At 68.9% G+C, this 12,690-nt stretch carries 9 protein-coding genes; 2 read left to right on the forward strand and 7 right to left on the reverse strand.

Annotation, left to right across the window (positions count from 1 at the left end; genetic code table 11):
- Positions 1-166: 166 nt before the first annotated feature.
- From AB0F18_RS11920 to AB0F18_RS11950, 7 genes are all read right to left on the reverse strand, one after another.
- Complete coding sequence (locus AB0F18_RS11920) at positions 167-1,312, reverse strand: dipeptide ABC transporter ATP-binding protein (protein ID WP_362058022.1); 1,146 nt, start codon at positions 1,310-1,312, stop codon at positions 167-169.
- Complete coding sequence (locus tag AB0F18_RS11925; protein ID WP_362058025.1) at positions 1,305-2,360, reverse strand: ABC transporter ATP-binding protein; 1,056 nt, start codon at positions 2,358-2,360, stop codon at positions 1,305-1,307. The genes AB0F18_RS11920 and AB0F18_RS11925 overlap by 8 nt, the downstream gene beginning before the upstream one ends.
- An 18-nt stretch (positions 2,361-2,378) precedes the next feature.
- Positions 2,379-3,308, reverse strand: coding sequence for an ABC transporter permease (locus AB0F18_RS11930; RefSeq protein WP_362058028.1), 930 nt, complete (start codon positions 3,306-3,308; stop codon positions 2,379-2,381).
- Positions 3,309-3,336: 28 nt separating this feature from the next.
- Positions 3,337-4,260, reverse strand: coding sequence for an ABC transporter permease (locus AB0F18_RS11935; RefSeq protein ID WP_362058031.1), 924 nt, complete (start codon positions 4,258-4,260; stop codon positions 3,337-3,339).
- Positions 4,261-4,439: 179 nt separating this feature from the next.
- The gene (locus AB0F18_RS11940) at positions 4,440-6,086 is read right to left on the reverse strand and encodes an ABC transporter substrate-binding protein (RefSeq protein WP_362058034.1); all 1,647 of its coding nucleotides are present in this window, start codon (positions 6,084-6,086) and stop codon (positions 4,440-4,442) included.
- Between the two features lie 424 nt (positions 6,087-6,510).
- Positions 6,511-8,415 (reverse strand): translational GTPase TypA, encoded by a 1,905-nt coding sequence (gene typA / locus AB0F18_RS11945; RefSeq protein ID WP_042809893.1) that lies wholly within the window; start codon positions 8,413-8,415, stop codon positions 6,511-6,513.
- Positions 8,416-8,760: 345 nt separating this feature from the next.
- Positions 8,761-11,175, reverse strand: coding sequence for an ABC transporter family substrate-binding protein (locus AB0F18_RS11950; RefSeq protein WP_362058037.1), 2,415 nt, complete (start codon positions 11,173-11,175; stop codon positions 8,761-8,763).
- A 359-nt stretch (positions 11,176-11,534) separates the two neighbouring features.
- Between AB0F18_RS11950 and AB0F18_RS11955 the strand changes: the two genes are divergently transcribed.
- Together AB0F18_RS11955 and AB0F18_RS11960 are read left to right on the forward strand one after the other, a co-directional pair.
- Positions 11,535-11,762: a hypothetical protein gene (locus AB0F18_RS11955; protein WP_362058040.1), complete on the forward strand. Its 228-nt coding sequence runs from the start codon at positions 11,535-11,537 to the stop codon at positions 11,760-11,762.
- 102 nt (positions 11,763-11,864) lie between these two features.
- The gene (locus tag AB0F18_RS11960; RefSeq protein ID WP_362058043.1) at positions 11,865-12,689 is read left to right on the forward strand and encodes a hypothetical protein; all 825 of its coding nucleotides are present in this window, start codon (positions 11,865-11,867) and stop codon (positions 12,687-12,689) included.
- The last annotated feature ends 1 nt before the right edge of the window (position 12,690 follow it).

Consider the following 12,690-nt stretch of genomic DNA (forward strand, 5'->3'; position numbering starts at 1 on the left):
CTTGAGCCATCTTCGGGGACACCCGGACCGCAAACCAAGTCGGACGGTCCTGTTCCGACGAGATCCGGAGGGAAACCTTCCGCTTTCTATGAGAACATCCGCCCCGAACGGCAAAGGACCGGGCGCCGCCGGGAACGGCGACGCCCGGTCCTGTGTCCGTGCGGGATCAGACGGCCAGAATGGCCTTCTCCTCAGCGAAGTGGCACGCCGACTCGTGCGCGGCCGGGGTGTCCTGACCCTTGAACCGCTCCGGGATGGCCAGCAGCGGCACCTCGGTGGAGCACTTGTCCTGGACCTTCCAGCAACGGGTGCGGAAGCGGCAGCCCGACGGCGGGTTGGCCGGCGACGGGACGTCACCGGTCAGGATGATCCGCTCACGGCCCTCGCGGGCCGCCGGGTCCGGCACCGGCACCGCGGAGAGCAGCGCCTGCGTGTACGGGTGGGTCGGGTGGTCGTAGATCTGCTCGTCGGTGCCGATCTCAGCCATCTTGCCCAGGTACATCACGCCCACGCGGTCCGAGATGTGCCGGACGATCGAGAGGTCGTGCGCGATGAAGATGTAGGACAGGTTGAACTCGTCCTGCAGCTTCGCCATCAGGTTGATGACCTGCGCCTGCACCGACACGTCGAGCGCGGAGACCGGCTCGTCGCAGATGATGATCTCGGGCTGGAGCGCGAGGCCGCGGGCGATGCCGATGCGCTGGCGCTGACCGCCGGAGAACTGGTGCGGGTACCGGTTGATGTACTCCGGGTTCAGACCGACCACGTCCAGGAGCTCCTGGACCTTGCGCCGCCGGTCGCCCTTGGGAGCCACCTCGGGGTGGATCTCGAAGGGCTCGCCGATGATGTCGCCGACCGTCATGCGCGGGTTCAGCGAGGTGTACGGGTCCTGGAACACCATCTGGATGTTGCGGCGCACGGCCTTGAGGGCCTTGCCCGACAGCTTCGTGATGTCCTGGCCCTTGTAGAAGACCTCGCCGGACGTCGCCGTCTCCAGCAGCATCAGCAGCTTGGCGACGGTCGACTTGCCGCAGCCCGACTCGCCGACGATGCCGAGGGTCTCGCCCTGGTGCAGGTCGAAGGAGATCCCGTCGACCGCGCGGACGGCGCCGATCTGCTTCTTGAACAGGATGCCCTGGGTCAGCGGGAAGTGCTTGACCAGGTTGCGCACCTGCAGGATCGGCTCGCCGCGCTCGACGGGAGCCTCGATGGCGGCCACGGCCGCCGTCTCGGTCGCCGCCTCGACGACGTCGACCTCGCTGATACCGGGGGTGGCGTCCACGGCGTCATCCTTCTTGTCGAACTCAGCCATGGAGCTGCTCCTCGCGGAAGTGGCAGGCGCTCGCGCGGCCGGCCAGCTCGGTGCCGTCCCGCTCGGTCACCTGCAGCAGGGCCGGCATCTCGGTGCGGCAGATGTCCTGCGCCTTGGGGCAGCGCGGGTTGAAGGCGCAGCCGGAGGGGGCCTTCAGCAGGTTGGGCGGCAGACCCTTGATCGCGTAGAGCTCCTGGCCCTTCTGGTCCAGGCGCGGGATCGAGTCCAGCAGACCACGGGTGTACGGGTGCGCGGGGCGCGAGTACAGCTCGTGGACCGGGGCCTGCTCGACGATGCGGCCGGCGTACATCACGGCGATCTTGTCCGCGACGTCGGCGACCACGCCGAGGTCGTGGGTGATCAGGATCAGACCCATGTTGTACTCGCGCTGCAGGTCGGCCAGCAGGTCCATGACCTGGGCCTGGACCGTCACGTCGAGCGCCGTGGTGGGCTCGTCCGCGATGATCAGGTCCGGCTCCAGGGCGAGCGCCATCGCGATCATGATGCGCTGGCGCATACCGCCCGAGAACTGGTGCGGGTAGTCGTTGACCCGGCTCTTGGCCGCGGGGATCTTCACCCGGTCCATGAGCTCGATCGCCTTGGCCTTGGCGTCCTTCTTCGACATGCCCTGGTGGACGCGGAACATCTCGCCCAGCTGGTTGCCGACGGAGAACACCGGGTTCAGCGCGGACAGCGCGTCCTGGAAGATCATCGCCATCTTCGGACCGCGCAGCTTGCGCCGCTCGTTCTCCGGAAGCTTGAGGATGTCCTCGCCGCGGAAGAGGATCTCTCCCTTGGCGACCCGCCCGGGGGGCGAGTCCAGGATGCCCATGATCGCCTGCGCGGTCACGGACTTGCCGGAGCCGGACTCGCCGAGGACGGCCAGGGTCTCGCCGGAGGAGACGCTGTAGTTCACGCCGTTGACGGCCTTGACGACGCCTTCGCGGGTCGCGAACTCGACGTGCAGGTCGCGCACTTCGAGAACGGGCACCTCGGAGTCCCCGCCCTTCTGGCGGGGCGCGTCTGCGGTGATGCTTGAAGCAGTCATTTCGGTGGTGCCGCCCTTCTAGCGCAGCTTCGGGTCGAGGGCGTCGCGGAGCCCGTCACCGACGAATACGAAGCCAAGGACCGTCAGCACGATCGCGATGCTGGGGTAGGTCCACAGGAAGTCCTTGACGCCCATGAAGTCCTTGGCGGCGGCGAGCATGTTGCCCCACTCCGGGACCTCGGGGCTGACGCCCACGCCCAGGAAGGACAGCGAGGCCTCGGCCACGATGGCGCCGCCGACGCTGAACGCGGCGTAGGCCATCACCGCGGCGATGGAGTTGGGGATGATGTGCCGCAGGATGATCCGGCGGGTGTCCGCGCCCAGGGCGCGGGCGGCCAGCACGTAGTCGGCCTCGCGGACCGACAGGATCGAGCTGCGCAGCAGACGGGAGACCGTCGGCCACGAGAAGACGGCCAGCGAGATGATCACCGGCATGATGCCCCGGCCCATCACGATGATGATGACGATGGCGCCGATCAGCAGCGGGAAGGCGAAGAAGACGTCGGCGATGCGCATGAGCACCGAGTCGGTGGCGCGGCCGAAGTAGCCGGCCAGCGCGCCGATGACGATGCCGATGAGGCACGCCAGGAGGATCGACGCGAGACCGATGACCACGGCGATGCGGGTGCCGTAGATGATGCGGGAGAACTGGTCGCGGCCGAGCGCGTCGGTCCCCAGCAGGTGACCGTTGCCCGGGTCCTGAAGCGTGTTGTTCAGGTCCTGGGCCAGCGGGTCGTGCGGAGCGATCAGCGGGGCGAAGATCGCGGTCAGGAACAGCAGCAGGACGAGGCCGAGGCCGACGACGGCCAGCCTGTTGGCGAGGAAGCGGTGGCGGATCTCGCCCCACTGGGTCACGCGGGCGACGGCCGGCTCGGCCTCCGCGTTCGCGGCCTGCGCCGGTGCGGTCGCGTCCCCCGCCACCGATGTGCTCTTGGTGAGCTCGGTCATGGGTAACTCCTAGAACGGGCTGCCTGGATCAGGCGAGACGGATGCGCGGGTCGAGGACCGCGTACAAGAGGTCGACGAGAAGGTTCAGCAGAACGAACACGGCGACGCCGAAGCTCACCACGCCGATGATGATCGGGTTGTTCTGCTGCTGGACCGCCTGCACCAGGGCGAGCCCGATGCCGTCCCAGTTGAAGATCGCCTCGGTGATCAGGGCGCCACCGAGCAGCGAGCCGAAGGAGATACCCAGGTACGTGACGACCGGGATGATCGAGTTGCGCATGACGTGCTTGACGAGCACGGTCCGCCGCGGCAGACCCTTGGCGACGGCCGTCTTGACGTAGTCGGCGCGCAGCACCTCCAGCATGGTGCCGCGCATGAGCCGCGCCACGAGGGCGGCGTCGAGGATCGCCAGCGTGAAGGCAGGCAGGATCAGCGACTTCATCGTGCCGTCGGAGATCAGCGGGACCCAGTCGAGCTGGACCACGAAGACCTTCTGGAGCACCATGCCGATCACGAAGGACGGGAAGCCGACGGCCATGGTGGTCAAGAGCGTGATCAGCACGTCCCAGAACGAGTATCTGAACAGCGCGGCGATCAGACCCGCCAGCAGGCCGATCAGGATGTCCAGGACGATGGCCGCCAGGGCGAGCTCAGCGGTGTTCGCGAGCTTCGGCCCGAGGACCTCCGTCACCGGACGGCGCTGGGTGTAGTCCTCACCGAGGTCACCCTGCGCGAGGTTCTTGACGAAGTTCCCGTACTGCACGGGCAGCGGGTCGTTGAGGCCGTAGCGCTCACGGAGCGCTTCGACGACGGCCGGGTCACGGGCCTTGTCACCACCGAGCGAGCCCACAGGGTCGCCGGGGAGCACGAAAAGACAGCAGAAGAGAATAACCGTCGCACCGAAGAGAACGACAACCATCTGTCCGAGCCGCCGGATCACATATCTTCCCACGATGCCTCCTTCACATACCGAGCGTGGGGGTTGGCGGCTTCATCCGATCGGGAGATTGGCCGCATCCGGGCGCGGATCGACGAGAAGAGGGGTGCGCCCGGGACTGAGCGAAGGCCGTGGGGACCGAAGTGTGACTCCGGGCCCCCACGACCTTCGCCTACCTGTTGATGAGGAGGCTCTTACTTGGCCGAGATCTCAGCGAGGTTCGGGTCCTCGAAGAAGTCCAGCTGGATGTTGTTGAACTTGTCGTTGGCCGCGAGACGGAACTGGGTGCGCTTCCACAGCGGGATGAGACCCTGCTCCTCGTCGACCGCGAGCTTCTCGGCCTCCTTGTAGACCGCGGCGCGGGCCGCCGGGTCCTTGGTGCCACGGGCCTTGGTGATCAGCTCGTCGAACTTCGGGTTGTTGTAACGGCCGCGGTTGTCACCGGCCGCCTTGCCCGTCGCCGGGTCCTCGTTGATCGAACCGGAGTCGAGCAGCGGGTACAGGAAGTTGTCCGGGGTCGGGTAGTCCGCGCCCCACGCCGAGCGCCACAGACCGCCGGTGCCCTTGTCCTGCTGCTGCGCCAGGGCCTCCTTGAACGGCTTGCCGTTCAGCTTGACCTCGAGGCCGAGGACGTCCTTCAGCTGCTGCGCGACGGCCTGGACCCACTCTTCGTGGCCCGCACCGGTGTTGTAGCCGAAGTCGAGGACGGTGCCCGGCTTCAGGCCGCCCTTCTCCGCGAACTGCTTGGCCTTCTCCTTGTCCTGCTTGACGCAGGAGGAGCAGACGCCGTCCTGGTAGGTGTCCGCGAAGGACGGCGGCAGGACCGAGGTGGCCGGCTTCTGCATGCCCTGGAAGACACCCTTGGCGATGGCGTCCCGGTCGATCGCGTACGAGATCGCCTTGCGCGCGTCGGGGTTGTTCAGGGGGGCGACCTGGTTGAAGGCGACCAGGTAGTTGACACCGCTGGTGTCGGCCTCGATCCACTGCTTCTTCGCCGCGTACTTGGCCTTCGCGACCGGGAGCTGCGGCGTGGGCATACGCGCCCAGTCGAACTGACCCGACTGGAAGCCCTGGTACTCGAGGGTGGAGCCGTTGGCCGCGTTCAGGATCGAGATCTCGACCTTGGCCAGCTTGGCCTTCTCGAAGCCGTAGTCGTCGTTACGGACGAGGGTGATGGACTTGTTGTGCTGCCACGAACCCTCCATCTTGAAGGGGCCGTTGCCGATCGGCGCGTCGTTGAACGCCTTGTTGCTGGCGGCGCCGGCGACCTTCGGGACCGGGCTGAAGGCCTGGTGCACGGTCTTCTTGTCGAACTCGAAGTCGGCCTCGGAGAGCTCGACCTTCAGGGTGCCCGCGTCCGGGGCGGTCACACCGGCGAAGGTGGTGGCGTTGCCGCCGTTGAGCTCCTTGTAGCCGTTGACGCCCGCGAACGGGTAGGCGACGTCGGAGGCGGAGTCCTTGGCGACCACACGGGTCCAGCCGCGGACGAAGGACTCGGCGTCGACGGGCTCGCCGTTCGAGAACTTCGTGCCCTGCTTGATCTTGAAGGTCCAGGTCTTGCCGTCGTCGCTGGTCTGGACCGACTCGGCGAGTTCGGGCTTCAGCTTGCCGTCGACGGTGGCGCTGTAGAGGCCGGTGAAGAGGTTGTGCGTGATGAGCGCACCCTCGGACTCCTGCGAGTTGAACGGGTCAATCGCGGTGGGCTCGGTGATGCCCATCCGGAAGGTGCCGCCCTTGGCGCCCTCGCTGTTGGTGTCCTTGTCGCCACCGCTGCATGCCGTGGCAGCCATCGCCACGATGACGGCACCCACGACCCACTTGGCGCTCGTTGCTCCGCGCATGGGTAATTGCCTCCTCAGGAGTCACTGTCGATGATGATGGTCCGTCATCCGCTGACACCCCTGACAGCGAAATCCGGTCCCGTCGTGTGTGCTCGTGAGTCGACGCTCCCCACAGCGTGTGACCCATTGACCCGAGCTCAATGGAGCCATCCTCAGGGACGCCCAGACCGTAAACCACACTTAAGTGGTCTCGTTTTCACAACATCACCGCATGGCGAAAACCCGAAATCCGGACAAACGGATAGGAGACAGACACGTGCGAAACGGACGGTTAGTTCATCTTCCGGAGTGTCACGGTCGGTATGCGGACACATGCACGACACAATCCGTTTGACAAACGGGAACGGCCCCTCCCCGCACCGAGCAGGTGCAGGGAGGGGCCGTCACCGACCGTAGGGGTTTCGGCCAGGAGCCGACTCGCGTCCTACTTGGCCGACTTGGCGCGCGAAGCGGTGCGCGAACGCTCCTTCTGGTCCAGGACGACCTTGCGGATGCGCACGGCCTCCGGGGTCACCTCGACGCACTCGTCGTCGCGGCAGAACTCCAGGGACTGCTCCAGGGAGAGCTTGCGCGGCGGGACGATCGCCTCGAAGGAGTCGGCGGAGGAGGAGCGCATGTTCGTGAGCTTCTTCTCCTTGGTGATGTTCACGTCCATGTCGTCGGCGCGCGAGTTCTCGCCGACGATCATGCCCTCGTACACCTCGGTGCCGGGGTCGGTGAACAGCACGCCGCGCTCCTGCAGGTTGGTCATCGCGAACGCGGTGACCGCACCGGCGCGGTCGGCGACCAGCGAACCGTTGTTGCGGGTCTGCAGGTTGCCGAACCACGGCTCGTGACCCTCGTGGATCGAGTGGCCGATGCCGGTGCCGCGGGTCTGGGTCAGGAACTCGGTACGGAAGCCGATCAGACCGCGCGACGGGACGACGAACTCCATGCGGACCCAGCCGGAGCCGTGGTTCGACATGTTGTCCATGCGGCCCTTGCGGACGCCCATGAGCTGCGTGACGGCGCCCATGTGCTCCTCGGGCACGTCGATCGTCATGCGCTCGACGGGCTCGTAGGTCTTGCCGTCGACCTCCTTGGTGACGACCTGCGGCTTGCCGATGGTCAGCTCGAAGCCCTCACGGCGCATCTGCTCGACCAGGATGGCGAGCGCGAGCTCACCACGGCCCTGGACCTCCCAGGCGTCCGGGCGCTCGGTGTCGAGGACGCGCAGCGAGACGTTACCGATCAGCTCGCGGTCCAGACGGTCCTTGACCTGGCGGGCGGTGACCTTGCGGTCCTTGACCGCCGCCTTCGCGTCCGCGCCCTTGCCCGTGCCGCCACGGCCGACGAGCGGGGAGGTGTTGGTGCCGATGACCATGGAGATGGCCGGCTCGTCCACCGTGATGAGCGGCAGCGCGATCGGGTTCTCCGGGTCGGCCAGGGTCTCGCCGATCATGATGTCGGGGATACCGGCGACGGCGCAGATGTCACCGGGGCCGGCGACCTCCGCCGGCTTGCGGGTGAGCGCCTCGGTCATCATCAGCTCGGTGATGCGGACGTTGGAGACCGTGCCGTCACGCTTGATCCACGCGACCGTCTGGCCCTTGCGCAGCTCGCCCTGCTCGACGCGGAGCAGCGCGATGCGGCCGAGGAAGTTGTCGGCGTCGAGGTTGGTGACGTGGGCCTGGAGGGGGGCCTCCTCGTCGTACACCGGGGCCGGGACGTGCTCCAGGATGGCCGAGAAGAACGGCTCCAGGTTGTCGCTGTCCGCGGGGACCGTGCCGTCCTCCGGCTTGGTCAGCGAGGCGACGCCGTCACGGCCGCAGGCGTAGACGATCGGGAACTCGATCTGGTCCTCGTCGGCGTCCAGGTCCAGGAACAGGTCGTAGGTCTCGTTGACGACCTCGTCGATCCGGGAGTCCGGGCGGTCCGTCTTGTTGATGCAGAGGATGACGGGCTTGCGCTGCTGGAGGGCCTTGCGCAGCACGAAGCGGGTCTGGGGCAGCGGACCCTCGGAGGCGTCCACCAGCAGGACGACGGCGTCCACCATCGACAGACCGCGCTCGACCTCGCCACCGAAGTCGGCGTGGCCGGGGGTGTCGATGATGTTGATCGTGATCGGGGCCCCGCCGTCCTTGGGGTGGTACTTCACCGCCGTGTTCTTGGCGAGGATCGTGATGCCCTTCTCACGCTCCAGGTCGTTCGAGTCCATCATGCGGTCGTCGAGCTGCTGGTGGGCGGCGAAGGCACCGGCCTGCTTGAGCATGGCATCGACGATGGTCGTCTTGCCATGGTCGACGTGGGCGACGATGGCGACGTTACGGATGTCGTGGCGCGTGGGCACTTCGGCGCTTCTCCCGGGATCGTGGATGGCGTCGCGTACGGCCTGGCACGCGCGCCTCGACCGGGCTTGAAACCTGCCACGGCCTTACCCCATCGTACGTCGAACGGCGGGAACCGCCTGCCGGGGGGTCTGTCAAGGGGCCGGACGACTGAGGAGGGCCGGGATGTGGGTGGGGGGTCCCGGCCGTGGTCGTGGCCTGTGTTCATGCGGGTCAACGGGTACGCACGACCTTGCCCGCCGGGGATCCGGCGGGCAAGGAACTTGAGTCACTTCTGAGCTTGCTACCCCCCGGTCAACCTGACAGGAACCCTTTTTTCACCACTTCTTCGCCGCGGCGTTCCCCCGCTACTTCTTCTGGGCGTCCTTGGCGGCCGGGGGCTTCTTCCAGCCGATGTCCTGGAAGCGGGGAGCCCCCAGGCCGAAGGCCCCGGCGTTGGCCAGGCCCGGCTTGACGGCCACCAGCTCGGGGCGCTGGTAGAGCGGGATGGAACCGGCCGCGGCCCAGATCCGGGCGTCCGCCTTGCGCATCAGCTCACGGGCCTGCGCCTCGTCCAGCTCTCCGGCCGCCTGGTCGAACAGCTGGTCGATGTGGTCGGTGCCGACCCGGGTGTAGTTCTGCTCGACGACCAGCGAGCCGTCGGCCGCCGGCTCCGGCTTGGCGAAGATCGGCCGGGCGTCGGTGGCCGGGAAGGCCGTCGCGGGCCAGGAGTACAGGGCCAGGTCGTACTGGCCCGAGGCGATGTGGTCCTTGAAGAAGCTCTCGTCCGGGACCTTGGTCGTCTGGGTGCTGATGCCGATCTTCTGGAGGGTCTGCGAGATCCGTTCGCCGACCGCCCGCAGGGCCTCCGAGCCCGGGCCGGCCGGCAGGACGAAGCGCAGGGTGAGCTGCTTGCCGTCCTTGGCGAGCATGGCGCCGGAGGTGCGCGGGGCGGCCTGCTTGGCCGGGGCCGGCGCCGGGGTGGCCTTCGCGGGCTCCTTCGCGGGCTCCTTCGCGTCCTCCCCCTCGGCCTCCGCCTCCGCCTTGGCCGCCGCCGCGGCCGCCGCGCGCTTGCCGTCCTCGATCGCCCCCGCCTGAGCCAGCAGGACGTCCTCCTGCTGGGCGGCGAGGGAGGTCGGGGCCAGCACCGGGGAGAGCCGCCCGCCCAGGACGCCCGGGGCGAAGGCTCCGGCCTCGGCGAGCTCCCCGTCGAAGGCCGCCGGGCCCTCCGGGAGGCCGAGCCGGCCCGCGGCGGGGGCCCCTCCCGGGAGGCCCGGGCGGTCCTTGCGCGCGGCGCCGTTGCGGCCGTCGTCCTGGCCCACGATGTAGAGGCCGTCGTTGCCGGTGCCGTCGCCCGGACCCGGCTTGGCGACCTTGGGGGTCTTGGAGTCGTCCGTCGCGCCCTCGCCCTCCGGGCCCGCCTTCGCGCCGGACGGCTCGGTGAGCTTGCCGCCCTTGCGCCAGCCCGCGTCCGCGAGGAGGGCCTGGGCCGCGTGCGTGTCCTGGCCGCCGAGGGCGTCGCTGTTGTCGGCGTACGCCTGCTGCCCGGCCAGTGCCAGGTGGCTGCCGACGGGCTTCGCCGGCAGGCCCAGCGGCTTGAGGACGATCTCCGCGAGTTCCTTGCGGTCCAGGGCCCGGGCGATCGCCCGGCGCACCCGCTCGTCGGACAGCGGCCCGGAGGCCCCGTTCATCGCCAGCTGCGTGTACGAGGGCTCCAGCGACTTGCGGACCTCGAAAGCGCGCAGGGCCGACTGCTCGTCCGCGTACTTCTGCACCGCCTCGGCGTTCTTCTGCCGGCTCTCCTGCTCCTCCCTGGCCTTGGCCTCGTCGGCCCCGTGGGCCAGCGCCCAGGAGAGGGTCGCCTGCGCGGGCGTGAGCGAGGCGCCGGGGCCGTGCGTGCCGTCGACCCGGCCGGCGTCGCGGTGGGCGAGGGCGATCCGGTCGGCGCCCGCACGGTCGATCTCGGCCAGGTCCAGCTTCCCGGCCGCCAGCGCGGCCGGGCGGGCGGCACGGGCCACCGCCGTCAGCACCAGCGTGTCCAGCTTGGCGGGCCGGCCCCACCAGCGGGGGTTGCGGGTCAGGGCCACCGTCCCGGTCTTCTTGTCGACGGCCCCCAGGTTGAAGGGGCCGCCCGTGACCTTGAGGGCACCCCGGGCCCCCTCGTTGAAGGCCTCCGGGGTGCCCATGACCTGCTTCGGGTAGAGCGGGCTGAACAGGGAGCGCCAGTCCGCGTACGGGCGCACGAAGGTGACCTTGACCTCCAGGTCGTTCTTCCCGCGCTCGATCTTCTCGATCCGCTCGTAGCCGGCGTTGCGGGCCGTCCAGTACGACGAGTCCTTGCCGTTCAGGGCCCGCCACTGCGCCACGAAGTCGGCGGCGCCGATCTCGCGCCCGTCGCTCCACACCGCCTTCTGGTTCAGCTTGTACAGCACGACCTGCTTGGGCTCGCGCTCGACGACCTCGGCCTTCTCCAGGTAGTCGGGATTGGCCACCGGCCGCCCCTTGGCGTCCAGGGTGAACAGCTGCGGCAGGACCGCCCCCGCGATCCGGGTGGTGGCGGCGTCCGCGTCCGCCTGGAAACCGTTCAGGGTCTCCGGGAGCGAGTCCACCGCCCAGCGCAGGACCCCGCCGTCGGCGACCTGGTCGCGGGCCGTCAGCGCGATGTCCGGTCCGGCGGCGGCCGGCCCCCCGTCGTCCTCACCCGCCCCGCAGCCCGCGAGGAGCGGCAGTGCGAGGACTCCCGAGGTGAGGAGCGCCAAGGACCTGCGCCTTCTCTGGGTCATGGGTGGTACCTCCGGGGCGGGGCGTGGAGCCGTGAAAGCGGGGGGTCTTGATCACGTTCGGCGGTATATGGAGCTGATCACACTGGTGCCGGAACCCACTGAAATAGACAGCCCGCCGGGTCCTCCGGAGCGGACCCGCGCCACGCCGCGAACCCCACCCGTGCGGACCAATCCCGGTTGCGGCCCGGACGGGCGTTCCCTCGTTCGAGGGATGAAAATGGGAGCAGGGAGGGGCGCACGGTTTGCGCCTGCGCGCCCGGAATCGCTGCACGTCCCTTCACAACCGGGGACGGGAGGCGCGACACTCGCAGGCGCCCGTGAGCGTTGCCACCGCACCCCCGCGGAAGTGAGGTCACGTCATGTCCCTGCAAGACGATCTGACGGCCGTACGACGCAACCTGAACGAGCTGGTCCGCTCGGTGGAACGGCTGGAGCAGGACGTCGCCCGGCAGTCGCCGGCCGCCGCCCCCAAGCCCGCCGGCCCGGCGACCGGAATGGTCTCCGTCCCGGACACCCCGTACGACCAGTCCAAGTGGACGGACACCGACGACGAGGGCCTCGGCGTCCGAGACCGCCGCGCCCCCTGACGTCCGCCCCCGTCCCGTCCGCACCCACACCCATCTGGCCCGGCCGTGCGAACGGCCGGGCCTCCTGGGCCACCCCTCATCGCACTCCACCCGGAGTTCTCCTTGGCCACAGGCACCGAACCCCCGCAGCAACGGCCCGGCGGGGTCCACTCGCCCTCCCGGGCCGCGATCGCAGCCCGGCACCTGCGGACCGACCGGTGGTGGCTGGCTCCCGCCGGCACCGCGGCCGGGCTGCTCGCCTTCGTCGTCTACTCGACCTGGCGGGCGTTCGCGACCCCCCACTACTACGCGGCCCCGTACGTCTCGCCCTTCTACTCCCCCTGTCTGGCGGAGAACTGCGAGAGGATGCGCGGCGGCCCCAACCTGGACCTGTTCGGCAGCTGGTGGGGCCTGTCCCCCGCCCTGCTGATCCTGGTCTTCCCCCTCGGCTTCCGGCTGACCTGCTACTACTACCGCAAGGCCTACTACCGGGGCTTCTGGGCCTCACCGCCCGCCTGCGCGGTCGCCGAACCGCACACCGGGTACACGGGCGAGACCCGGTTCCCGCTGATCCTCCAGAACGCGCACCGGTACTTCTTCTACGCGGCGGTCCCCGTCGCGGGGATCCTGACGTACGACACCGTGCTGACCTTCCGCGACGGGCACTACGCGTGGGGGCACATGGGGCTTGGAACCCTGCTGTTCCTCGTCAACATCGTGCTGATCTGGGCCTACACGCTCTCCTGCCACTCCTGCCGGCACGTCATGGGCGGCCGCCTGCGCCACTTCTCCGAGCACCCCGTGCGCTACCGCCTGTGGAGCTGGGTCGGCCGGCTCAACACCCGTCACATGCAGCTCGCGTGGGCCTCCCTGATCAGCGTGGCCCTGTGCGACTTCTACGTGTACCTGCTGGCCACCGGCACCTTCACCGACCCGAGGATCTTCTGAC

The sequence above is a fragment of the Streptomyces sp. NPDC029216 genome, assembly GCF_040648015.1.
GTDB lineage: Bacteria > Actinomycetota > Actinomycetes > Streptomycetales > Streptomycetaceae > Streptomyces.